We start from the raw sequence: 23,906 nt of genomic DNA on the forward strand, positions 1-23,906 counted from the left end.
CATATGCCACCAACTGAATACGAAAAACAATATTATCAGCGGCTCGGAAGTGTCTAGATTATCTGTGGCGATTCAAATTAACAATTATATGAAAGAGTTACGGTGGGATTTTATGTCTGGATTAGTTAAATTATCTTATGTTATGTTCGTTGTATTGCTGACAGGATGTGCCTCTTCAGGCTATCTCGTGCAGTATGACAGCACACCCCAATCTGCAATGGTTGTATGCAATGGTGTTCAGAAAGGGTACACACCGTTAGATTTGTATTATCCGAAGAGTGCCATTTATGGGAACGGATATTTATCGACGGAGCCCTGCAAAGCCGTTTGGACAAGTGGGACCACAGCTGCATACCGGCAACAAATTACTACCTCAGATTACCCTGACGGTATCAAGTTGACAGTAGAACGACCGAGTACAGATGGTTACTCGGCTGATGCATCTGCTGATTATCAAATGAAAATGAACAACCAACAAAGACGACAGCAGAATTTACAAAGTTTCGATGAGTCAATGAAAGCGATGAGACCTAAGCAGACTTTCTGTAATCAGATTGGAACTCAGGTAATCTGCAATAGTTATTAAATAATTAATATTAAAAGTCTTATATGTTTTATGAAAAATAGTAAGTTTAACTAACGTAGTTTTCATAACTGATTAACTCTTTTTAACTGAGTCACTGATATCCTTATCGGTGGCTTTTTTATGTATTTCGCATATTTATGTCTGGATAAAAATTATCTCTTGCCAACTATAACGTGCGATTGGTGCAGACCTATAGGTATCTGTATATGGCGACACTTAAAGACCTTTCCAGTCAGTTACGGCAGTTGCAGAAGCAGATACCGTTTGCGACAGCGCAGGCCATGACCAGGGTTGTGCGCCAGATAGAGGGGGGGCAGAAAATTGCACTCGAGCGTCACCTGGATAATCCCACTCCATTTACCGTTAAATCGGTAGGCTCTGTTGGGGCCAGGAAAAACAACCTTCGGGCAAGGGTGTTTGTCCGTGATACTGCTGCTGGTTACCTCGAACCGTTTGAATTCGGTGGTGAGCATAAGCTCAATGGCAGCGCGCTGCTTAACCCCAAAGACATCAAGCTAAATAAATTCGGCAACCTGCCGCGTAATAAGCTCTCTCAGCTTAAAGCGAAGCCAAACGTATTCATTGGCGATGTCGGCGGCGTAAATGCAGTCTGGCAGCGCAAAAAACCAAAAACCAGAAAGGGGAAGAAGAGGGCAAAACGTTCTCCGAATGGCACGCGTCGGGATAAACTGAAACAACCCACACCAAAATTGCTTATCCGGTTTGGCGATGCACTTCCGGTGAAACCTACTCTGGGTTACATGGACAGAGCCAACACGATGGCAAACGCGTTATTGCCCTCTGCGCTAAACCAGGCGATAGCTGAGGCGCTCAGGACGGCTAAATAAGGTGGAGCCTATTATGGACGTATCGGTTAATGAATTATCAGGTCGTGTTCTGGACTGGTATGTTGCGAACACTCTCGGAATTGATCTGATTAAGGATATACCTGAATACCACAAGGATTGGGCGCTGACAGGGCCTCTGATTAAGATGTTTAATATTTCACTCGTCAGCAGTAAAAGTGGTGATTATTGCTGCTATGGCTTCCTGGACATTGGAGATTATCACTATGTCGATATATATCCTGACCAGGATTGCGATGCATGCGGCGATACTCCACTTTTGACGATTTGTCGTACGGTGGTCGCCAGCAAATACGGTAAGACCGTCACCGTTCCCCCCTTTGGGGTTTTGGGTCCTTCCTGAGCCTTTTGTAAGGCACGGGCATTGCGCGCCGCGGTGTTTTCCTAGCTACAACTTTCTGATTTGTGTCCCATGTCCCACCCTTGCGGATCATGACGGATGCCGCGCCAGCTCTGGCTATTCCATTTTATTCCCGTGGGACATTGGGGTGGGACATTGCAAAAATGTCCCAGGCAAATGTCCCACCCCCGAAAATGTCCCAGGTGATGTCCCATGACCACGATGAACCAGAGTCAGTACGCACAGCATTCAGGTGTTGATCGCAAAACGATTGGCCGGTGGATTAAAGCCGGGCGCTTCATTGTTATGGACGGCGATCTGATTGATGTTGAGGCCAGCGATGCGGCGCTGAAGCATAACCGCGATGGAAAGGATCCTCGTGCATCGAATGCGAAGAAAAAGAAAGCGCCTGTGGCCGGCAATGATGGCGGTGATGAGATTGATAAAACCGTCCAGCAGATCATGCTCACGGAGGGAGCCAGTCTGTCGAGGGAGGAAGCCGCAAGGATCCGCGAAAATTACATGGCTCTGCAAGCGAAGCTTCAGTACGAAAAAGACAGTGGCCAGCTTATTGAACTGACAGCAGCCGAGGAGGTTCTTTTCAATGCCTTTCGTCAACAGCGTGATGCCTGGCTTAACTGGCCGTCCAGGGTGGCGCCGCTAATGGCTGCTGATCTGGATATACCGGCGGACAGGATGACAGAGGTGCTGATTGAATATGTCCACAAACACATCTCAGCCCTCGGAGAGCCAGAGTTTAACCCGGCAGAAGATTGAGCGTCTTGAATTAAGCGTCCGGAAAGGCTGGACACCCCCGCCGCGAATCAGTGTGCCGCATTGGGCAGATGACTATCGTAAGCTGGCAAAAGAGGCAGGGAGCACTTCGGGGAACTGGGAAACATCGACAGTAGAAATTGCCCGCGGACCGATGCTTGCCGCGACGGAGTCCGGGGTTCATATCATTACGGTAATGTGCTGCACCCAGTTGATGAAGACAGCGCTGCTGGAAAACCTTTTTGGCTACTTTGCCCACCTCGATCCTTGTCCGATATTGCTCCTGCAGCCGAAAGAAGAAGCCGCTGAACAGTTTTCGAAAGAGCGTATCAGCCCGCTGGTAAGAGTGACGCCGGTGCTGCGTAAAATCATCGGTGATTCGAAGCAGAAGAGTTCGAAAGAAACCATTCTTTACAAGGCATTCACTGGCGGTTTTCTGGCGCTGGCGGGGGCAGGTAGCCCTGATAACCTTGCTCGTCGTCCGATTCGTGTCCTGCTGGCGGATGAGGTGGATAAATACCCGATAACCCGTGAAGGTGATCCCATTGCTCTGGCGGAGGAGCGTACCGCAACGTTTGGCCTGAACTGGCTTTCTGTTCGTGCCTGTTCACCGACGGTCGAAGATGAAAGCCGTATTGCTGACAGTTATGCCGATTCCGACCAACGCCGGGCATCAGTGGCTTGTCCGCACTGTGGCCATCGTCAGTTTCCCGACTTTTTCAAACACGTACAGTGGCCGAAAGAGGGGGATAAACACCTGACCAAATCAGCGCTGCTTTATTGTGAGTGCTGTGGCGCTGGCTGGTCTGAGGGACAGCGCCTCCGGGCATTACAGACTATTCGCTGGCATCAGACCCGTCCATTTGAATGTTGCGGAGAGCGGCATTCGCCGCTGATGGACTATGACCTGGCCTGGCGTGCGGCGGACAACGGCAGTGTTGAAAAGGTCTGGCAGTGGTCAGAGTCAGAGCGCCACGCGGTATATCGGGCTATCTGCCCGGACTGTGGAAGGGAGGCGATCGATAACCATCATGCCGGGTATCAGGCGTCTAAACTGTTCAGTCCCTGGCAAAAAGATAAACCGTCAGATATCGCTGAGAAGTATATCAAAGCGAAAGGGGACCCGGACAAAGAGCAAGCCTGGTGGAATACCCAAATGGGGCTACCTCACAGGCCAAATCACGGTAAGCAGCTTCCGGTAGATATTCTTCTATCTCGCCGTGAGGTTTTCCCAGCAAAAGTTCCGGATGGCGTTGCATTGCTGACGGCTGGAATTGATACCCAGGACGATCGCTTTGAGATTGAAGTAATTGGCTGGGGGAAAAACGAAGAGTCCTGGTCCGTTTCGCATGATGTTATCTATGGCGATCTCGAAACTGATGAACCATGGCGGCGGCTTGATGCGTACCTCAAACAAGTATGGCGTAGGGCTGATGGCAGGGGACTAACCATCATGGCGGCCTGCCATGACTCCGGTGGTCACCACACTCAGAAAGTTTACGAGTTTGCAAAAGAACGACTCGGGCGTCGTATCTGGGCCATCAAAGGTGAATCAGCACAGGGTGGGAAACGAAACCCAGTCTGGCCAACAAAAAGGCCATCATCGAAAAGCAAGGCGCAATTCAGGCCAATCATTCTGGGTGTTAACTCTGCGAAGGATGCAATTCGTGGGCGACTGCACCTTGAACCGCCATCGCCTGGTATGCCTGCAGCGGGATATATGCATTTCCCGGAGGATCGGGATATTGGTTACTTCAACCAATTACTTGCTGAGCGGCTCGTATACAAGATGGTTGCAGGGCAGCGTTTCAGCGTTTGGGAAGCTATTCCTGGTAGGGCTAACGAAGCTCTGGATTGCCGTGTTTATGGTTACGCCGCGCTCTGTGGGCTTATGCATATGGGACTGAAGCTTAATGTGCGGGCTGCCAACCTTGAGGCCGATCCAGACAAATTTTTACCTGCACCATCTGAACCCGAAGAACGTGTTAACTATGAATTGCCCGGTGCTGTAGTTAATGAAATTCCCGTTGAAAAACCACGTCGGAAGCGAATATCTCAGCTTCTGCCATAAGGAGCTGCTGTGTCACAAATCACAACGTTACTGACCGGAATGAGTAATGAACAATTAAGACAGGCGCTTAGTCAGGCACAACAGGCCTATATCGACCTGTCAACGGGTGCAAAAGGCGTTTCTTTTTCGTACACGCAAGGTGACGGAACCCGATCTGTAACCTATCAACAGACGAGTCTCGGTGATTTGCTGGCTCTTATCCAAACGATACAGGCCATGCTTGGAATCTCCAAAAGGCGTCCAATACGGGTGAGGTACTGATGAGTGTGCAAATTCTGGGGGCTGATGGGCGACCTTTGCCCCCCTCAACTCAGAAAATGAAATATGGGGCACTATCAGGTAGTGGAAGAGTTCCATACGATGCTGCGGACTCATTTAGCGATCAAATGGCTAACTGGCAGCCATCGCTGTGGTCACCAGATAATGAAATCAATATCTACCGTGACCGCATTGTTTCACGTATGCGGGACCTTGCCCGAAATGATGGCTGGGCATCTGGAACCATAACCCGCGTATTGGATAACGCGATTGGTGCAAACTATCGTCCTATTTTCAAACCCGATTACCGGATGTTGCGCCTCATAACGGGTAACAAGGCATTTGATGCTACCTGGGCTGATGAGTACGGAAAGGTTATCGAGGCGCATTGGCGTTCATGGGCTAACGATCCTGGACGTTATTGTGATGTTGAGCGAAAACAAACTGTGTCTCAGATGTTGCGGTTGGGCTTTCGTCACAAGCTGCTCGATGGTGATGCGCTTCTGGTCCTTCAGTACCGGACTGACCGTTTAGGCCCAGGGCGGGGACAGTACGCCACTACGCTACAAATCGTCGATCCTGATCGCCTTAGCAACCCGCAGCAAAATTTTGATATGCCTAATGTTCGTGGTGGCGTTGAGATTGATGCTGATGGGGCTCCAGTCGCTTACCACATTCGTGAAGCGCATATCGGTGGCTGGTGGAGTGGCGCGAAAACAATGACGTGGCAGCGTATTCCTCGTGAAACCTCGTGGGGAAGACCAATAGTGATCCATGATTTTGATATGGAACGCGGAGCCCAGCACAGAGGTATGGGGATTTTAGCTCCTATCGTACAGCGTCTGAAAATGCTGATTAAGTACGATGAGTCAGAGCTTGAAGCGGCAATTCTGAATGCCATCTTCGGGGCTTATATCGAATCGCCTTATGATGCTCAGATGGTGTCTTCAGCACTCGGCGATACAGGCGGAGGGTTTGGCGATGGTGAAGAGCTCAGCGCATATCAAACGCAGAGAACTGAATATTATCAGGATAAGCGCCTGAACCTTCAGAACGGTGCTCGCATTCCGCATCTTTTCCCTAATGAAAAAATTGTCACCCTGTCCGCTGCACGACCGACCAGCAATTTTGATGGTTTCGAGAGCGCGGTGTTACGCAATATAGCCGCCGCAACAGGGTTATCAACTCAACAGGTAACGCAGGACTGGTCAGATGTTAACTACTCATCTGCTCGTGCCGCCATGCTGGAAGCCTGGAAAACGCTTACCCGTCGTAGAGACGATTATGCAACCGGAACAGCACAGCCAGTCGCTTCAGCCTTTGTAGAAGAAATCCACAGTATTGAATCGCTGCCGTTGCCTGCCGGAGCGCCCGATTTTCTGGAAGCAAAAGCTGCGTATTGCCGCGCTCGCTGGATGGGGCCAGGCCGGGGGTGGATCGATCCTGTAGCAGAGAAAAAAGGCTCGATTCTCGGAATGAATGCGGGACTTTCCACACTTGAAATGGAAGCCGCAGAAAATGCAGGTGAAGACTGGGAAGAAATGCTGGATCAGCGGGCGCGGGAGATTGAGGCGTTCAAAGAACGTGGTATCCCATTACCCGAATGGGCTGAAGCAACCCCGGCAATGCAGCCAATAAATAACCAGGAGGCAAATTGAACCTACCACACCTGGCGCAGCGGTTGTTTAACACGCCGCTGGCCCTTCACCCGAGCAAAGCTGAAGTCATTATGGCGTCAGTCATGGACCGTTTTGGTATAAGCAAAATTGAATCCTCGCTCGCGATGGAAGATGACGATTGTTACGGCTACGACGACAATCGTGGACGTGAATCAAAACGCGATCCTGGTTATGACGTCGTCGCCGGGGTAGCGGTCATACCCATTTGTGGCACGCTGGTTCAGAAACTTGGGTCTTTGCGGCCATACAGCGGCATGACCGGCTACGACGGTATCCGGCAGGCTTTTTTGACGGCGCTGGCAGATCCTGATGTTAACGGAATTTGCCTTGATATTGATTCTCCCGGTGGTGAAGTCGCCGGATGCTTTGATCTCGTTGATGACATCTACAACGCCCGGGGCGAAAAACCCATCCACGCCATTCTCAGTGAGAACGCTTATTCAGCAGCGTATGCCATCGCCAGTGCGGCAGATCGCATTTCCGTACCGCGAACCGGCGGTGTGGGGTCGATTGGGGTCATCACCATGCACCTCGACTGGACCCAGCGAATAAAAGAGGACGGACTGAAGGTGACCATTATCACATTCGGCAGCCGCAAGGCCGAGGGCTCACCTCTGCGTGAACTGTCGGAAGAAGCCTTCAATGCTATCCAGCAGGATATCAACGCGATGGGGGAACTGTTTGTCAGTACGGTCGCCAGAAATCGCGGGATGAGCGCGAAGGTGATCAAAAGCACGCAGGCGGCCTGCTTCATGGCTGCCGATGGTGTCGAGATTGGACTGGCGGATGAGGTTTGCCCTCCTGATGCTGCGTTCAGACATTTACTCAAGAAAACAGGAGCCTGAAATGGCAAAGAAACCGTTTAGTTTTGCTCACCTTATTGGTCTGGGTGCTGCGGCCTCTGAAGAGGATGAAGACAAAAAATCCAAAAAAGCGAAGTCTCGCAAGGCAGAAGAAGAGGAGCGCGATGACGACGCAGAAGACGACGATGAGCGTGATGACGACGCGGAGGACGATGATCGCGACGAAGACGCTGAAGACGATGGTGATGATCCGGATGCTTCGGATGATGACGATTCGGACGATGGCGGTGACAATCGTAAAGAAAATAAAGCGGCTAAAAATGCCCGCATCTCTGAGCGCAAGCGTTGCGCACGTATTTTTGGCAGTGCTCATGCGGCGTCGAACCCGGCACTGGCTGCGTCCCTGGCCTTTAATACCGGCATGAGTTCGAAAGCCGCTATCAATGTGCTTGCCTCATCCGCTCCTACAGCACAGCCTCAGGCAACGCGTAAGCGCTCTCTCGATCAGCGTATGCAGGAAAGTCATAACGTCCGCCTCGGTCCTGACGGTGGCAATAAAACGGGTGGTAAATCAGCGCTGGTGAACAAAATGACCAGCCTCTACAACTCCACGAAAGGGGAAAAATAATGGATCAGTTTGGTCAGAATCCATTTGCACCGGGTATGAAAAGCTCACTTTTTGTACCCGATCAGTTAGTTGCCGGGACGTTACAGCTTGTCACGGATACCGGGATTATAACGGGTGGGGCGTTTAAGCGCGGTACGGTCCTCGGTGTTATTACTGCGAGTGGCAAATATACTGCCTGCGTTAAGACCGCCAGCGACGGCAGCGAAAAACCAGCGGCGATCCTCGTTGATGACGTCAATGCTGAATCTGTCGATCAGAGCGGTGGTCTCTATCTTATGGGCGAATTTAACCAGAACCGCGTCATTATCGATGCGTCCTGGACGCTCGCAACAATGAAAGCTGCCTTACGTCCCGTCGCTATTTTCCTGAAAGACAGTACTCAGGCCCCTGTAGCCACTTCCTGATTTCCCCCTCATCTCTCCTGGCGAATGCTTTAACCGGCAGGGGCTGACTCATTTTAATTTTTGCCAGCGTGCAGCTGGCATTATCAAGAGACTGACTATGGAAAATATTTATGATACCAGCGTGCTGGTGCAGGTTGTTCCTAACCTGAAAACCAGCCAGAACTGGCTGCTCGACCGTTTCTTTCCGAATGTCGTGACTTACGAGACTGAAGAAGTGGCGATTGATGTTGATGTCGGCCTGCGTCGTATGGCGCCGTTCGTCTCCCCGCTGGTGGAAGGCAAGCTGGTCGAATCCCGTAAATACCAGACCAACACCTTCAAACCCGCTTACATTAAAGACAAGCGAGCGCCGGACCTGCGCAAGCCAATTCGCCGACAGATTGGTGAGAAAATTGGTGGGGAATATACCGCCGCCGAGCGCGAAATGCTGAATCTGCAGTTCGAAATGGCTGACCAGATTGACATGATCAACCGTCGCCTGGAATGGATGGCGGCCAGCGCACTGGTGTCCGGCACTGTTACTGTTACCGGCGAAGGTTATGAAACTAAAGTGGTGAATTTCGGGCGTTCACCTGATTTGACCATCACCCTGAGTGGCTCGGATAAATGGCCGCTGACCGTTGCCGCTGGTGCGACCAACACCCAGCCTTCAGATGATATTGAAATCTGGCAGACCACTTTTCTGAAAGAGTCCGGCTCCGTCGCCACGGATCTGGTCTTCACAAATAAGTCATGGCGTGCATTCCGGCTGGATACCACCATCAAGGATAACGCCATCACATTCCCGGCGCTGAGCCCGTTTGGTAACCAGATTAATGCAGGTCCTCAGGCGAAGAAGGGGGCTATCTATAAAGGTCGCTGGGGTAACTTCGATCTCTGGTTATATAACGACTGGTTCATTGACCCGCTGGACAACGTCGAGAAGCCTATGATCCCGGATGGCGCAGTGGTTATGAGCGGTGCAGATCTGATGGGGACCCGCGCGTTTGGCGTTATCCTGGACCCGGCTTTCAACTACGGTCCACTGGCCTATGCGCCAAAATCCTGGGTGAAAGAAGATCCGGCCCAGCGTCTTATCCTGATGCAGTCCTCCCCGCTGGTTATTCCGAGCCGGGTAAATGCATCCCTCTGCGCAATGGTGGTCTGAGATGGCTAAAAACACGAGCACGCCGGCTCCCGCAGCCGATTTGAATGCGGACGACGCAGCACTCGATTTGAACGCCGATGGCCTGGTATCAGGCCCTGCCACTGCAGGTGAACGTCTGAATTCTGGTGCGAACGAGGAGGACCATCCTGAACCGGACGACAAGGAAAGCAGTGATGACGATGAGCCTGAGTATGTTGTTCTGAAAGGTAACAGTATTCGCCATGATGGTGATGTTTACCGTGAAAACAGCACTATTCCTGTCACTGGCAAGGATGCCATACGTCTGCTCCAGTCCGGTGTGATTGCGGATATCCGCGAACTGCGCAAACGTGCGCTGGCAGCTCAGCCTTCCGTAACCGTCACAACGGAGTAATGCCATGGGGGTGGACTGGGATCTGCATCTTCTGAGTCCGCTGCATGATGTCTTCGGCGATCAACACGAGTACCGTCCCCGAAACGGTACTTCCTTTCTGATTAACGGCATTTTTGACCGCGGTTATGCCCAGATAATGGAAAACCTGGACGGCGATTCAGCGATAAATACCACGAGCCCGGTACTGGGTGTTCGCGATGCGGAGTTTGCTGACTCTGGCAGGGCCCCACCAGTGGTCTCGGATCGCGTGTTTATCAAAACCGTGGGCGGGAAGCCCGTCAATTAGTTGTTCGTGGTGGCGAACGTCGAACCGGACAGCCATGGCGGCTCAAAACTTGTTCTCAACGTGGTGAAACAACGATGAATGCTTCTGACATTCGAAAGATGGTGGTCTCAGCCCTGACGGAGACCACCGACGCCGGCAGTCGTGTTTTTTCTCCACGCGACTGGCCGACATCCACGGTTATCTATCCGGCATTGCTTGTACAGACTCCCTTTGATCACAAGAAATCACAGGGGCGTAATACCCCGGCGTTTACCACTGTTACTACCGTACGTATTACTGGACGTGTTCAGGAATATGACGGGGAAACTGACGACGACGGCGCAATGAAGGCGGAGGAGGCACTGGAAAACCTGCGTGAACAGGTGGAGCGCGCGGTGATTAATAGCTACGAACTGACGCGGAACATTCAGAAATACGCGGAAGTTCGTTCAACCATCAATGTTGACTCAGAAGGAGAGGCCCATATGGGGCAGCTTCTGTTTGAGATCGACATCGAGCATTACCAGGGACCGGAAGATTTTTATCCCGTCCAGTCGGTTCCCCTTGAGGGCATGGATATCGCGATCAACATGCCGGACGGCACGACGAAACCCGGTATCAGCCTCAATCTTCAGGAGTAAACCATGTTTGTAAAACCGAATAACGGGCTCAGCGTTCGCTGCCCCGTTAAGGGCGTCCCATTGCCTAAAGAGGGTGCTGAAGTCCCTGACACCATTTTCTGGCGCCGGCGTCTGAGCGATGGGGATGTGATCCTGTCCAGTCAGAAAGAGAGCCTGCCAGTGAAACAATCCCAGCCTAAAAATGCGGGAGGATCTGAATGACTGTACCTTTCGCTCGTATGCCCGATAATCTGCGTGTGGGGTTGTTCTTCGTTGAGTTTGATAACTCAATGGCGAATAACGCCACGGCCACGCAGCGCACCCTGCTAATCGGCGGGATGCTCAGCTCCGGATCGTCCACACCGGGTATTCCACAGCGCGTTTCTTCTCCTGATACCGTCGGTGAACTGACCGGAAAGGGCGGGATTCTGCATGCCATGATGACGGCGTATCAGAAAAACGATACAGCCGCCGAAATCTGGATCCTGCCCCTGGAGGAAGACGCTGAATCCATGGTGGCAGCAGAGGGCAAGATTAAAGTCAGTGCTGCACCAACGGCTACCGGGGTGATTTCTCTCTACATTGCAGGCATCAGGATCCAGCTGACTGTTGTGGCAACGGATACGGTGGCTGCGATTGCCACTTCTCTTGCGGCCGCCATTAATGCGAAAAGCGCGCTTCCTGTCACCGCCAGTGCGTCCACGGATACTGTCACCCTGACGGCAAAAAACCTGGGCGCAGTGGGGAACGGTATTGACCTGCGCATGAACTATCTCGGTATTCCTGGTAATGAGTCAACGCCAGCCGGACTGGAGCTGACCATCACCGCCATGAGCGGAGGATACAGTTCTCCGGATATTCTCGGCGCGCTGGCCAACCTTCAGGACCGGACATTCGACTTTATCGTTAATCCCTATGACGACACCGCCTCGCTGGATGTGATGAAGGACTTTCTGTCTGATATCAGCGGTCGCTGGGCATGGGATAAGCAGCTGTATGGGCATTCCTTTGGCACGACGACCGGATCCTATGCTCAGCTCGGGACAAAAGGTGAAGTGCGCAATAACCAGCATGAAACACTGCTGGGGGTAAACAAATCACCGTCCCCCTCCTGGGCATGGTCTGCGGGATATACCGGCGCGGCGGCGGTGAGTCTGCGTAATGACCCGGGCCGCCCGCTACAGTCTCTGGCGGTTCTGGGGGTACTGGCTCCTGAGCTTCAGGATCGCTTTGAACTGACCGAGCGTAACAACCTGCTGTACAGCGGTATCTCAACATTCACGGTTGATGATGACGGTACGGTGCGCCTTGAAAACCTGATTACCACGTACCAGAAAAACAGCTACGGCGATGAGGATGACAGTTATCTCGAAGTGGAGACACTGTTCAGCCTGATGTTTGTCACCCGCTACCTGCGTACGGCGGTGACCAGCAAGTTTGGACGCATGAAGCTGGCGGCAGACGGAACCCGGTTTGCGCCTGGTGCTGCGATTGTCACACCAAACATCATCAGGGCCGATCAGATTGCCGAGTACCAGACGCTGGTGTGGAACGGTTATGCGCAGGATGCAGAGGCATTCGCGAAAAACATCATCGTTGAGCAGAATGCCAAAAACGGTAACCGTGTCGATGTGCTGTGGCCGGGAACCCTCATGAATCAGTTGCGCATTTTCGCGCTGCTCAATCAGTTCCGTACACGGGCTGAATCAACAGGAGCTTAAACATGGCAGGTGATACGACTAACCGCCTGGCGGGAACCGCTTATGTCACGGTTAACGGTGTGACGGTGATGGTTGAGGGCTCGTTTAAATACCAGGTCGCCACCGTAAACCGTACCACCCTGGCCGGGATGGATGGTGTGCACGGTTATAAGGAGAAGCCTGTGGCGCCGTACATTTCAGCCCGGCTGCGTGACAGCGGCGGCACGAATGTCCAGGGGTTTAATAATCAGACGAACGTCAACGTGATCGCCGAGCTGGCGAACGGGAAAACCATTATTGGCCGTTCACTCTGGACGGTAAACGTCCAGGAAGTGGAAAGCGAAGATGCTGTATTTGATGTTCGCTGGGAAGGCCGGGACGTAACGGAGAACTAAGATGGCAGAGATTGAACGCGTCAAAATTATTCCATTAACCGTAGAACTGGATGACGCTGCGGGAAAAATCACCTATACGCAGCTGGAGCTGAAAGCGCCAACGCTAAGCCAGGCAGAGCAGTTTTATGAGAAACAGGCCGCATCCACGTCGCTTGCGGCGATGCGCCTGCTTATCGCACTGGTTTCCGGTACGCGTGAAAGCGTGCTTCAGCCGATGGATTTTCTCGACTTCCGCAAGTGTGAGGAGTACCTGCTCAGTTTTTTGACCTGGAAGCCCTGACAACCTGGCAGGTGATGGCAGCTGATGTCACCTTCTACTTTCGCTGGTCGGAGGACAGGGCATGGGGAATGACCCGCGCCCGGCTGGAATGGTGGGTGGCACAGGCAACCCGGATAAACAAGCTCAGGAAACCTGACGACGATGAGTAATTCTTTTGATTTTGAGCTGGTGGCCAGCGACCAGGTCAGCGATGCGATAGATCGCATTGATGAGGCTATCCGCGACCTGGAGCCGAAGCTGAATAAAACCAAAGAAGGGCTTCAGTTGGGCGGGCAGGAAACCCTGGACGGGCTGAACGGCTTTCTCTCGCGCTTTGAAAACCTGTCAAAAAGCGCGCGGGATAACGTGCAGTTTATCGGTGATATAGTTCCTCCCCTGAAAATGGTGGGGGAACTCTCCGGTAAACTGGGGGCGCTGGGCGTCGTGGGTGCTGCCGGGTACGGGCTGAAACAGGTTGCCTATGGCTTTCGGGAGGCATCACGGGAGGCCTATGATCTTGATATATCGTCAAAAAATGCCGGGATGCGGGTGGATGATTTTACCCGGCTTTCCGGGGCCATGCGTATCCTGGGGGCAGACAGTGAGAGTGCCAATGCCTCGATTGACGGAATGGCAAAAAACCTGAAAGAAGCTGCCAGCGGCGCAAACGGGCAGGTACTGGGCGCACTGGCACAGATTGGGGTGCAGATACAGAAGAATAATGATGGTTCGGTCGATACGCTTAAAACGCTGGAAGCCATTGCCCGCGTGTTTCCGACGCTACGTCCGGAACAGCAAAAATCCGTTGCAGATGCACTGGGCCTGACACCTGAAATGCTGGCGCTGATGCGTGAAGGCGAGCGCATGAAAACGCTACTGGCAAAATCGGATGAATTTGGCCTGACAGTGGATCCAGCACTCAATCAGCAGTTGAGTGAAGTGAACGGTACGATGAATGAGTTGAGTGCTTCCTGGGATGGATTGTGGGCACGTTCAAAAAACAAGGCACTTAAGACCATTCTGTCGGATGGTTCAGTCAAAGACGGCCTCGAAGGTGTTACCGACCTGTTCACCAACGGTGACTTTACCGGCCTGTCTCATGCTCTCGGTTTTATCAACAGCGACGATGCGGCGAAACTACGGCGTATTCAGAACGATAAAGCGCTTTATAACAGTCTGCCGCGCAGCGAACGTGGTCAGGTTGATGCGGGGTTCATGACGGATGCTGTGAGTCAGCGCTACGATGCAAATTACCGGGCGACGGATACAGCGCTTCAGTTGCAGAATGACATGGCGGCAGTCAATCGTCCCCGGACTGCCGGCAGCAAATATGTGCCTTATAAACAGGATGGACAGTACGATGATCTGCTGAATGAAGCCGGGCAACAGTACGGCGTGGATCCCCGTCTGCTGAAAGCCATTATGACTCAGGAGTCGGGTGGAAATCCGCAGATTATCAGCAGTGCAGGTGCGAGAGGACTGATGCAAATCATGCCGTCAAATTTCCGTTCGACCGGGGTAACTGACTGGACTGACCCGCGTCAGAATATTATGGCCGGGGCGCAAATCATGGCCGAAAATCTGAAAAATTCAGGTGGTGATATTCCGCTGGCACTCCGTTATTACAACGGGGGCTATGACAGAAGTCAGTGGGGACCACAGAACCGGGCTTATCCTGGTGCTGTTCTTGGTCACTACCAGCAGATCATCAACGATGAGACCCAGAGCAACGGCATCTTCCCTGCCAGCCCCGTTAATGAGGAACCGGTCGGTACGGGCATCATCCAGCCCGTTCAGCGGGGGGGCGAACAAAGTCAGGCCCTGACAGATAACCTCGCCCGCTCATTTAAAAGCGCGATGGAAGAGCAAAAAATGAAGCTTGAAATTACCATGGTGGACGGTAAAGGAGGGCGGAAGGAATTCAGCACCCAGGATGGCGGACGGATAACGTTACCCATGCCTTACTGACCTCTAAATTAATGCCACCATCTGCAATGTTAACCGCCGCTCTGGCGGTTTTTTTATTTCCGGAGGCGCGATGCCAATTATTCAGGATGCAATAACGTCCCTGATGGGCGGTGATGCGGGTGATGACTGGCAGAGCCAGTTGCATGCCTGCTCATTTCGCGGTGTCCCGTTCGCTGCTGTGGCGGAAGAGGGAAGCCATGGCAGACGCCAGGCTGTACATGAATATCCCTGCCGCGATACTGCCTGGATTGAAGATATGGGACGGGCCACGCGGCGATTCGTTATTCGCGGTTTCTTGATCCAGAACAGCCAGGTCTACGGCGGAGGCGATGCCATTACACAGCGTCAGTCACTGACTGAAGCCTGTGAACAAAAAGGTAGCGGTACGCTTGTCCATCCGACGCTGGGCGAATTAACGGTTTCCATCCCTGAGAATGGTTTGCGTATTTCCGGGGCGATGGAGAACGGGCGAGTATTTGAATTCACCCTGATGGCAATTGAATCAGGGCTGAAAGTGTTTGCGGTCACGGGCAGTACCGTTGCTGGCGCTACGGTTAAAACCAGTTATCTGAAACTGGTCAGCACGACTGTGCTGAGTACGATAGCCAGGGTTAAGAGTGAAATCCGCGGTGTCACGCAGGCTATAAACACCATCAGAGGCACGGTCACGTTCTGGACCAGCATGGTGGACAGCACAATCAGTCAGGTAACCAATCTCAGCAATGTCCTGAACTCCACGTTCGGGAATACTCGCTACGGACGTTACAGTAAAGGCTCTGTGGGCGGCAGCTCCTCTGCGGTGACAGGCAAATCGTCAACTGCTGATGCGGATGATGAGAGAGCACTGGCAGACAAGGTAGCAGCCCAGGCGGTAATGGACCGGAAAAATGTTACCGACATGTCGGGCCAGCTCAGCAATGCCGCTACACCTGATGAGTTTGTGCGCGGCATTGCCGACGTGGTAAACGCCATTCTTAACAGTGCCGGCAGCGTTAATGACCGAATCTCAGCGCTGGAAAAACTGGCCAGTTCAGTCAGTACGGTGTACCAGCAGTCAGACAGCAGTAAAGCGATTTCGGCAACCATGAACACGCTGATTGTTGTGCTATGTACTGGCGCCATGACCAGCGCCGCTGCGGACTCCAGGCCTGCCAGCACAGACGAGGCTGAAGAGATAACGCAACGGGTTTCTGTGCAACTGGATGCGGCGCTGGTTCTGGCAGGAGACCGCGCTGACGATGATATGTATAACGCGCTTCTTGCCGTCAGGTCGGCGTTCCTGTCCACGATGAGTGAGCGTGCTTCTGGTCTGAGCGAGCTTATTCAGGTTACTACCGCTCAGCCACTTCCGGCGCTGACGCTGGCAAACCGATTATACCAGGATGCCACACGTGCAGATGAACTGGTGCAGGAAGCGCGCGTACCCCATCCGGCGTTTATGCCGACAACCATGAAGGTACTGAGGCAATGAATGCAGACAGTGATCAGGATGTCGTTTCTCTGACGGTCAACGGCAAAATCATCGAGGGCTGGGATTCTGTGCGGGTAACACGGGGTATTGAGCGTTTTCCCTCTGATTTCGATCTTGGGCTGATGGATTACTTCCCTGGCAACGAAGATCGTCAGCTCGTTGAAGAGGGCATGTCCTGTGAAGTCCGTATCGGAGATGATGTGACGCTGACGGGATATGTTGATGACTGGGAGCCCGCACTCTCGCGCTCCCGCCATGAGGTCCGCGCCACGGGCAGGAGCAAATGTCAGGACCTGGTGGATTGCTCAGCCGAGTGGCCTAACAACGTCATTAATGCCAGTAATGCGCTTGAAATTGCATCCCGCCTGGCATCCTGCTACGGCATCACCGTCACCACGGATATCGATGATCTGGTGAAGGTTCCCCAGTTCACACTGAACTGGGGGGAGTCACCGCAGGAAGTCATCGACAGGGTGGCAAGATGGTCTGCCCTGCTTTATTACGACCAGCCTGACGGCAACCTGGTGCTGACACGGGTGGGGACGCGTCGCGCGGCCAGCGGAATTGCCGAAGGGGTGAACATCGAGCAGGCATTTTACCGTAAATCGATGGCGGATCGGTTTTCTGATTACGTGGGTGTCTCCATGGGGATATCCCCCATTGCGGGTTATTCACCGGATACGGCCTATGACGCCGTAACCCTGGCGACGGCGAGAGATCCGGAAGCTTCCCGCATGCGTTACCGGAAGCATATTTCCATTGTCGAAAGTACGCTGATGGCCACTCAGCAGGCGCAGAGTGCAATTGACTGGGAAATGAACCGGCGGTACGGGCGCTCAAAACCGCTCTCGGTGACCATTGATTCCTGGCGGGATAAGGACGGGAAACTGTGGGAGCCAAACACGTTGATCCCCGTTGACCTTCCAACCCTGCGCTTACCGGATACCGAACTGTTGCTTTCCGAGGTCACCTATATGCGCGATGACAACGGTACGCATGCACGCATGATGCTGATGCCGCCGGAAGCATTCACTGTGCAGCCATACGCCTTCTACCAGAACCTTGCGGGGTTTAATACATGAAGCAACTTCTTAAACAGGCTGCGACCAGAATTGCCGGCATGCTGGGCGTAGGCCGCATCACCGCCCTGAAAGATGGGGGTGTTGTGCAGTCTGTTCAGTACCAGACGCCACTGGAGGTGGCCAGTGCGCCGCGCATGGCCGAATTTGGCTTTTCTTCCGGCCTGCCTGCCGGGACTGATGTGGTTCTGGCCTTTATTGGTGGCGACCGTTCCAGCCCGGTGGTGGTAGCGACTAATCATCAGAAGTATCGGCGAACGGGGCTTAATCCGGGGGAGGCGGTTCTCTATAGCCAGTGGGGGCAGGAAGTTCTGCTGACTGAGAACGGCATCTTTATCGATGCCAAAGGTAAGGATGTTGAGGTCAATAATGCGACTAACGTGACCATTAATGCCAGCCAGGGGATCCTGGCGAATACCCCGCTTCTGAGATGCACGGGTGACATTGTCGATAACTGTGAAACCAATACCCGGACACTGAAAGAGCTGCGGGATGCGCATAATGACCATGATCATGTGGTGAAAAATGCCCAGAGAGGTAATGACGATATACGCAGTGAAAAACCAGGGGAGCAGGTGACATGAGTGATATTGCTTCGTTCTGGAATGTGGACGAGATGATCGCGGTCTGGATGGAAGGGGCAGGACTTCTGACCACCGGGTTTGATCTCCAGACAGCCATTATCATCAGCCTGTTCACTGACCGGCTGGCCAGGGCTGATGATGATTATGAAGACAGCGATCGCCGCGGCTGGTGGGGGGATTCCGGGGAGGCATCGCAACTGGGCTCCCGTCTGTGGCTGCTACGGCGGAAAAAACTGACGCCGGATGTAGCCAAAAAAGCGGAGGAATACTCGGGGGAAGCGCTCAACTGGTTAAAGGTTGATGGCGTTGTCAGCGAGGTTATTCCTGTTGCCAGGATTGTCCTGCCTGACCGGCTCAATCTCATTATCCGCTATCAGGCGCCGGGGAAGGACTGGCAGGAATTCAGGTTTTACTGGATATGGGAGCAACGTTAATATGCCGTTTAAACGACCGACGCTGAGCGAACTCCGCGACGGAAACCGGAAATTTATGCAGGCGGAGCTTGAGGATGTTGGTACGCTCCTGCGCTTCGCGAACCTGAAGGTACTGGCTGATATGGATGCGGGGATGGGGCATCTGCATTACGCCTACCTTGACTATATTGCCCTGCAGACAAACCCGTTTACCTCTACCGATGAATTTCTCGCCGGATGGATGGCCCTTAAGCAGGTATTCAGAAAACCCGCTGCAGCGGCGAAGTCGCAGGCGATACAGGCCAGCGGCAGCGTTGACGGCATTATCCCGGCTGGATCGATCATTAACAGGGGGGACGGATACCAGTACCGTACGGATGCAGATCTTAAAATTCAGGCTGATGGATTTGGCGTCGCTGCTGTGACGGCCATCCTGTCGGATATTACCAGCGATGTAACGGGTGGGGGCGCGCGCGGTAACGCGGCTGCCGGGACCATAATGACCCTGGACGCGAATATTGCCGGCGTGGATCCGCAGGTAACGTTACTGTCAGCTGCGACCGGCGGAGCTGATATTGAAACGGAAGAGGACTTTCGCAGTCGTGGCCTGCTGGCGTGGCAGAACCCGCCGCAGGGTGGAAGCGACGCCGATTATAAAAAATGGGCGCTTGAGGTTTCGGGCGTCACCCGCGCATGGGTAAAGCGGCGTCTGAACGGGGCCGGAACTGTTGGCGTATATATTATGTGCGATCGGAATGACAATGGCGGGTTTCCGATCGGTTCCGACGGAATATCGCAACGTGAAGACTGGGGGGCTGTTAAAGCCACCGGAGACCAGCTCGCTGTCGCCGACCACATCTATCCGCAACAGACCGATACCGCTATTGTTTTCGTATGCTCTCCGCTCAAGAAAGTCATCAATATTGAAATCTCTGGGATCAAAAATGCCGACAGCACCACAGTCCAGGGTATAAAAGACGCGCTGACGGCGTTGTTTTTTGATGAGGCTAACCCTGATGGTTCGGGGAAAGTGTACCTCTCTGATATTAACGGGAGTGTCGGCGGTGTTAGCGGTACGACGGGCTATATTCTTAACTCTCCGGCGGCCAATATCACCTTTGCTGTTGGCGAAATTCCGGTGCTCGGCGAGGTGAGTTTTGTATGAGCCTCTTTTCAAAAAATGATTATGCCGGTGCGCTTGGCGCGCTGCTGCCGACGGGCAGGGCGTGGCCCCGATTGCAAAGAGCGGTACAGGCTGCGGTATTACGGGCACTTGGCAGCGCGTTTCAGCGTTCTGACACCGATGCGCAAAACCTGATTACTGGCTCTTTTCCGTCTACGGCGACGCTAATGTTGCCAGAATGGGAAAGCTCTCTGGGGTTGCCAGATGATTGCGCGATTGGTGAATCCGCTGGCGTCCGCGATCGCCAGCGCGCCGTGGTGGCAAAGGTAATCAGTAGTGGCGGCCTGAACCGGGATTACTATATCCGGGTAGCTGCAGCGCTTGGTTATACCATCACGATCACGCAATTCCGGCCCGCGATGTGTGGCATGTCGGTTTGTGGTGACGCACTCAACGGTGACGAGTGGCCGTTTACCTGGCGGATAAATGCGCCGGAGACCACGATAAAATATTCACTCGCTGGCGCATCCTATTGTGGTGATCCGCTGGCCTCCTGGGGCAATAAACAACTGGAATGCTACCTCAGTAAAATTGCGCCATCCCACCTGAATATCCTTTTCAGTTATTCATAACTGACATTTCTCCGCTGATTTTATCGCTTAATAATAAGTGAGGATTAACCATGCTCAGAATCGGGCAAATAGAAGCCACTGCAACGCAGGATGGCAAATATACTGATGGAAGTGTTGCGGGTGGTATCGCCGCAACGAGGCTGCGTGCAGCAGCATTCAATGCCATGCAGGAAGAACTGGCCCATATTGTAGAAGCGGCAGACACAGAACTCGACCCGGCCGATATGACACAGGTTCTGGCCGCCATCCGTCAACTTACCCTTGATCGTAATAACCCTTTCGCTGATATCAAATCAGATGGTGCTGCTGCTGTTGCAACTGCTCTCATAAACCTTGGGCTTGGTGATGTTGCTCTTGCCGGGACGATGTCCGGTGTTTTTGATAACAACGGATATCTTACAGTTCCCGCAATTATTGGAGGAGTCAAACGCACCCTAATCATTCAGTGGGGGCAGGGAAATAATACGGCATCAGCCACATCTCAGACGTCATACACAATTCCGTTTCCGACAAAAGTGTTTCAGGTAGTCGCGATGGGGTATCAGGTTGCAGCTAACGTTCAGGCATACGTGACTCTAAACAATATAGGAAGGGCGGATTATTTCACTTGGCAGGCTTTCTATGCTAACGGCGGCACAGCACCATCATTAGCTTCTATCGCCGGGCAGGTTTCATGCCGATTTATTGCAATTGGATGGTAGGAGATTATTAAATGTACAAATATTCACCATCAAAAAATTTATTCTACCCTGATTCATTGCTAGATACATACAAGTCATCGGGTAGTTTGCCCGATGATCTTGTTGATATTTCAAATGAGATATTCCATGAGTTCACCGCCACACCTGATGCAGGCAAGGTCAGAGTCGCGGGGACCGATGGGCTTCCTGCCTGGGAAGATTCCCCTTTGCCATCGAAAGAGCAGTTGGTGGGTATTGCTGAGTGGCAGCGACAATCTTTCAGGGCACAAGCTGACGCCGAAATAGTATGGCGACAAGATGCGAATGATTCTGGAGAGGCAACAGAGGGTGAGATTGCAGAACTAGCCGCATGGAAAAAATATCGTATCCAGTTGATGCGAGTAGACCCTACCAAGACACCAGGAATCACCTGGCCGGTAATGCCATCAGCCTAAACGGATAACCGCCACGTGATTGTGGCGGCATGATGAATTTATGATATGTATCTAACTGCTAGTTGCCTATGAATAATCGCAGATACCAAATAAACAATATAAAGGTTAAATATGAATAGGACCCTGTAAGCTGATGCGTAAGCAGTGGGGCTAAATCCTATCGCAATGACAGAAAGAATTCCCAGCACGAAAGGAAGCGGGAGATAAAAATAATCACCCCAATTTTTACATAATGACATCAGCAGAGTTAATGTGCTGAATATCACAAGAAGAGAGAAGATGTACGGAGAAAATCGAGATAAGTGACTAATCTCACCAAGCGACAAGAATGCTGGATTTGTATAATGATTTACCAGGCCATGACTAGTGTAGTTCAATAGTGAAGCAGCAACCTTTAGAGAAATAATTAAAGCCGCACCAGTAGTGGCTAAAGTCTGTTTAGTGCCCTTAAGAGAGACATACAGCAACACCACAAGTAAGGAATTAAATAAAATATTCCCCTCGGTAATATGTGAGCTAAGCCTATCTAATCCAATAGCAATTTTATCAATCACATTGAAATTAATATAGTCCGGCATCCACGTGAGAGTCTCTGAAGATTTTCTCACTGAGTTCCCTGGTGCAGTAAGTGATATCGTTGTGCTAATAATTACAATGAGCAAGTAACCAACATTATATTTGGTGTAATCTTTTTTGAAAAGCATATACAGGGCAGGGAATGGTAGGGCCACAAGCACTGAGAACTGTTCATTAAAGCAAGCTATGGCAATAAATATCAAAGATAGGGATTTTAAAAATGTACCAACATTTTTAGACGACTTGAAAATTAGTAAAGAAAGCAAACCTGCCGCAATGGGCTGGAGATAAAAATAAGACCCAGTCACCCACCACCCAGCTTCAGACATCACGTTCTGGTTGATGAGAAGCATCAATACAGAAACCAAGCATAATGGCAGAATGGTGCCATCATGTCCAAACCCTGCGAACCTTGATATAGCATAAGCGGCAGAGAAGAATGAAACAGGAATTGCTATTTTCCAGTACAATTCTGAATTTATTGTTAACGCTATTAGAGCCTCTACTGGTATGCGGCCTGACCATGTGTGATAACGCATGCTAATGTAATCAAGCAATCCACGGTCTGTTAATGCGGATGTAAAATAATGGTCATCTCCGTGACTGAGAACCTTAAGGCTGGGAATCAAAAAAAATGTCACGGCAATAATAAACATCAGGCATGATAAGTTTATGTTTGTCCTGTTATTTACACTCATGTTTGATCTCATGATTTTTGCCATTCCGTAAAATATGAATTGAAATATTAATTTTATCAAACCCTTTCCCAACATTTAATGATGATGAGAATCCAGACCTGTCGTATAACCCAGGCTTTTTAAAGTATTGGCTTACATCTGGCCTATCTTTGATAGAAGTTCTTAGGTATATATTTTTCCCATCCAGATCAGCAGAAACAAGAATAGACCCATAGCCGTCTTTGTCAGTTGCCCATCCATTAACATTTATCCTCCCATTTCTGTATGAGCAATCATCAATTCCATATATAACATTTTCATTTGTAGAGTCATTTTTTTCTAAGTATGGAATTTCTCTGTTAAAAGATAGATAAAAAGATAATGGGATTAAAATCGACAAAATAAGACCAGAGAAAAATATAAATGTTACAGGTCTTGTGTTAAAAGAAATGCTCGTGGAACGCATAATATCATCCTAGCGTTAATAAAATATCACTGCCTTAATTTAAGATTCCCCAAAGAATGGCAAAAGATGTAGTTCCAGTTCCAGCTAAAGATAGAAACAAAAACAACACTGCAGTAAAAGGGAGCGCCAATGCTGCAAGGATCACATCGCTGAGTTTTGTTTTATCCTTATTGATATGATTTTTCAATAAAATAGCAATTACAGGTAAACACAATATAGCAACAATTATTGTTGTGAACCATTGCATAAAAATACCCTCAAAAGAAAATTATTCATTACCAAAACAAGAAGATAAAATACCATTAGTGCGGGCTATTGTACATATGCTGATACATCTTCCGATGTGAGACGGTATCGGTCGCGCGGAGTTTTCTCAAACTTGCATAGCATAAGTGCTTTGTGTCGATTGTGCCATGCACATGAGAACATCTCACTGCAACTTACTGTTTGTGCCATCAACATAACCATTGTGAATGCGGTCAATGCCTTTAAAAACAAATAGTTAAAGTGGGTGCTTCTGATTCGTAATGCGAAGGCCGTAGGTTCGACTCCTATTATCGGCACCATTCACTTCTATATTATTGATTTAGTTAGCATTAAATCCATTCAGAGTG

29 protein-coding genes and 2 pseudogenes are annotated in these 23,906 nt (G+C 51.3%); 28 read left to right on the forward strand and 3 right to left on the reverse strand.

Annotation, left to right across the window (positions count from 1 at the left end; translation table 11 throughout):
* The 28 genes and pseudogenes from GF617_RS24195 to GF617_RS24325 all read left to right on the forward strand — a co-directional run.
* A pseudogene (locus GF617_RS24195) lies at window positions 1-586 on the forward strand (hypothetical protein); the annotation flags it as partial.
* 206 nt (window positions 587-792) lie between these two features.
* The gene (locus GF617_RS24200; protein WP_203452611.1) at window positions 793-1,434 is read left to right on the forward strand and encodes a hypothetical protein; all 642 of its coding nucleotides are present in this window, start codon (window positions 793-795) and stop codon (window positions 1,432-1,434) included.
* 13 nt (window positions 1,435-1,447) lie between these two features.
* Entirely contained in the window at window positions 1,448-1,795 is a 348-nt protein-coding gene (locus tag GF617_RS24205) for a hypothetical protein (protein ID WP_203452612.1), read from the forward strand.
* 210 nt (window positions 1,796-2,005) lie between these two features.
* A complete protein-coding gene (locus tag GF617_RS24210; protein ID WP_203452613.1) occupies window positions 2,006-2,569 on the forward strand; it encodes a hypothetical protein in 564 nt (187 codons plus the stop codon).
* Complete coding sequence (locus GF617_RS24215; protein WP_203452614.1) at window positions 2,511-4,637, forward strand: phage terminase large subunit family protein; 2,127 nt, start codon at window positions 2,511-2,513, stop codon at window positions 4,635-4,637. Before GF617_RS24210 ends, GF617_RS24215 begins: the two co-directional genes overlap by 59 nt.
* A 39-nt stretch (window positions 4,638-4,676) precedes the next feature.
* Window positions 4,677-4,898, forward strand: coding sequence for a gpW family head-tail joining protein (gene gpW / locus GF617_RS24220; RefSeq protein WP_200011731.1), 222 nt, complete (start codon window positions 4,677-4,679; stop codon window positions 4,896-4,898).
* The gene (locus GF617_RS24225; protein ID WP_375291105.1) at window positions 4,898-6,553 is read left to right on the forward strand and encodes a phage portal protein; all 1,656 of its coding nucleotides are present in this window, start codon (window positions 4,898-4,900) and stop codon (window positions 6,551-6,553) included. Before gpW ends, GF617_RS24225 begins: the two co-directional genes overlap by 1 nt.
* Window positions 6,550-7,419 (forward strand): S49 family peptidase, encoded by an 870-nt coding sequence (locus GF617_RS24230; RefSeq protein WP_203452615.1) that lies wholly within the window; start codon window positions 6,550-6,552, stop codon window positions 7,417-7,419. The genes GF617_RS24225 and GF617_RS24230 overlap by 4 nt, the downstream gene beginning before the upstream one ends.
* 1 nt (window position 7,420) lies before the next feature.
* The gene (locus GF617_RS24235) at window positions 7,421-8,005 is read left to right on the forward strand and encodes a hypothetical protein (RefSeq protein WP_203452616.1); all 585 of its coding nucleotides are present in this window, start codon (window positions 7,421-7,423) and stop codon (window positions 8,003-8,005) included.
* On the forward strand, window positions 8,005-8,409 hold the full coding sequence (locus tag GF617_RS24240; RefSeq protein ID WP_203452617.1) for a head decoration protein: 405 nt from the start codon (window positions 8,005-8,007) through the stop codon (window positions 8,407-8,409). The genes GF617_RS24235 and GF617_RS24240 overlap by 1 nt, the downstream gene beginning before the upstream one ends.
* Window positions 8,410-8,506: 97 nt before the next feature.
* On the forward strand, window positions 8,507-9,556 hold the full coding sequence (locus GF617_RS24245) for a major capsid protein (protein WP_203452618.1): 1,050 nt from the start codon (window positions 8,507-8,509) through the stop codon (window positions 9,554-9,556).
* Window position 9,557: 1 nt separating this feature from the next.
* Window positions 9,558-9,929 (forward strand): hypothetical protein, encoded by a 372-nt coding sequence (locus GF617_RS24250; protein ID WP_239006613.1) that lies wholly within the window; start codon window positions 9,558-9,560, stop codon window positions 9,927-9,929.
* Between the two features lie 4 nt (window positions 9,930-9,933).
* Window positions 9,934-10,293: pseudogene (locus tag GF617_RS24255) on the forward strand (hypothetical protein).
* On the forward strand, window positions 10,290-10,835 hold the full coding sequence (locus GF617_RS24260; RefSeq protein ID WP_203452620.1) for an ATP-binding protein: 546 nt from the start codon (window positions 10,290-10,292) through the stop codon (window positions 10,833-10,835). The pseudogene GF617_RS24255 and the gene GF617_RS24260 overlap by 4 nt, the downstream one beginning before the upstream one ends.
* A gap of 3 nt (window positions 10,836-10,838) precedes the next feature.
* Complete coding sequence (locus GF617_RS24265; protein ID WP_203452621.1) at window positions 10,839-11,036, forward strand: DUF2635 domain-containing protein; 198 nt, start codon at window positions 10,839-10,841, stop codon at window positions 11,034-11,036.
* Window positions 11,033-12,535: a phage tail sheath subtilisin-like domain-containing protein gene (locus GF617_RS24270; protein WP_203452622.1), complete on the forward strand. Its 1,503-nt coding sequence runs from the start codon at window positions 11,033-11,035 to the stop codon at window positions 12,533-12,535. Before GF617_RS24265 ends, GF617_RS24270 begins: the two co-directional genes overlap by 4 nt.
* Before the next feature lie 2 nt (window positions 12,536-12,537).
* Window positions 12,538-12,909 (forward strand): phage tail tube protein, encoded by a 372-nt coding sequence (locus GF617_RS24275; protein ID WP_203452623.1) that lies wholly within the window; start codon window positions 12,538-12,540, stop codon window positions 12,907-12,909.
* 1 nt (window position 12,910) lies between these two features.
* On the forward strand, window positions 12,911-13,189 hold the full coding sequence (locus GF617_RS24280) for a phage tail assembly protein (RefSeq protein ID WP_203452624.1): 279 nt from the start codon (window positions 12,911-12,913) through the stop codon (window positions 13,187-13,189).
* Between the two features lie 14 nt (window positions 13,190-13,203).
* Complete coding sequence (locus GF617_RS27390) at window positions 13,204-13,338, forward strand: hypothetical protein (RefSeq protein WP_255547750.1); 135 nt, start codon at window positions 13,204-13,206, stop codon at window positions 13,336-13,338.
* The gene (locus GF617_RS24285) at window positions 13,331-15,136 is read left to right on the forward strand and encodes a lytic transglycosylase domain-containing protein (RefSeq protein WP_203452625.1); all 1,806 of its coding nucleotides are present in this window, start codon (window positions 13,331-13,333) and stop codon (window positions 15,134-15,136) included. Before GF617_RS27390 ends, GF617_RS24285 begins: the two co-directional genes overlap by 8 nt.
* A 70-nt stretch (window positions 15,137-15,206) precedes the next feature.
* Window positions 15,207-16,607 (forward strand): DNA circularization protein, encoded by a 1,401-nt coding sequence (locus GF617_RS24290; RefSeq protein WP_203452626.1) that lies wholly within the window; start codon window positions 15,207-15,209, stop codon window positions 16,605-16,607.
* On the forward strand, window positions 16,604-17,689 hold the full coding sequence (locus GF617_RS24295; RefSeq protein ID WP_203452627.1) for a phage baseplate assembly protein: 1,086 nt from the start codon (window positions 16,604-16,606) through the stop codon (window positions 17,687-17,689). Before GF617_RS24290 ends, GF617_RS24295 begins: the two co-directional genes overlap by 4 nt.
* Complete coding sequence (locus GF617_RS24300; protein ID WP_203452628.1) at window positions 17,686-18,270, forward strand: phage baseplate assembly protein; 585 nt, start codon at window positions 17,686-17,688, stop codon at window positions 18,268-18,270. Before GF617_RS24295 ends, GF617_RS24300 begins: the two co-directional genes overlap by 4 nt.
* A complete protein-coding gene (locus GF617_RS24305) occupies window positions 18,267-18,704 on the forward strand; it encodes a phage GP46 family protein (RefSeq protein WP_203452629.1) in 438 nt (145 codons plus the stop codon). Before GF617_RS24300 ends, GF617_RS24305 begins: the two co-directional genes overlap by 4 nt.
* Window position 18,705: 1 nt before the next feature.
* On the forward strand, window positions 18,706-19,848 hold the full coding sequence (locus tag GF617_RS24310; RefSeq protein ID WP_203452630.1) for a baseplate J/gp47 family protein: 1,143 nt from the start codon (window positions 18,706-18,708) through the stop codon (window positions 19,846-19,848).
* Window positions 19,845-20,438 (forward strand): YmfQ family protein, encoded by a 594-nt coding sequence (locus GF617_RS24315; protein WP_203452631.1) that lies wholly within the window; start codon window positions 19,845-19,847, stop codon window positions 20,436-20,438. Before GF617_RS24310 ends, GF617_RS24315 begins: the two co-directional genes overlap by 4 nt.
* Window positions 20,439-20,488: 50 nt before the next feature.
* Complete coding sequence (locus GF617_RS24320; protein WP_203452632.1) at window positions 20,489-21,139, forward strand: hypothetical protein; 651 nt, start codon at window positions 20,489-20,491, stop codon at window positions 21,137-21,139.
* 11 nt (window positions 21,140-21,150) lie between these two features.
* Entirely contained in the window at window positions 21,151-21,573 is a 423-nt protein-coding gene (locus GF617_RS24325) for a tail fiber assembly protein (RefSeq protein ID WP_203452633.1), read from the forward strand.
* A 38-nt stretch (window positions 21,574-21,611) separates the two neighbouring features.
* Here GF617_RS24325 and GF617_RS24330 read toward each other — a convergent pair whose 3' ends face one another.
* The 3 genes from GF617_RS24330 to GF617_RS24340 are packed head-to-tail and all read right to left on the reverse strand — an operon-like array spanning window position 21,612 to window position 23,539.
* Window positions 21,612-22,847: a DUF6056 family protein gene (locus tag GF617_RS24330; protein ID WP_203452634.1), complete on the reverse strand. Its 1,236-nt coding sequence runs from the start codon at window positions 22,845-22,847 to the stop codon at window positions 21,612-21,614.
* A complete protein-coding gene (locus GF617_RS24335) occupies window positions 22,834-23,292 on the reverse strand; it encodes a hypothetical protein (protein ID WP_203452635.1) in 459 nt (152 codons plus the stop codon). Before GF617_RS24335 ends, GF617_RS24330 begins: the two co-directional genes overlap by 14 nt.
* Window positions 23,293-23,326: 34 nt before the next feature.
* Entirely contained in the window at window positions 23,327-23,539 is a 213-nt protein-coding gene (locus GF617_RS24340) for a hypothetical protein (RefSeq protein ID WP_203452636.1), read from the reverse strand.
* Between the last annotated feature and the right edge of the window lie 367 nt (window positions 23,540-23,906).

The organism is Lelliottia sp. RWM.1 (assembly GCF_016859735.1).
Taxonomy (GTDB): Bacteria; Pseudomonadota; Gammaproteobacteria; order Enterobacterales; family Enterobacteriaceae; genus Enterobacter.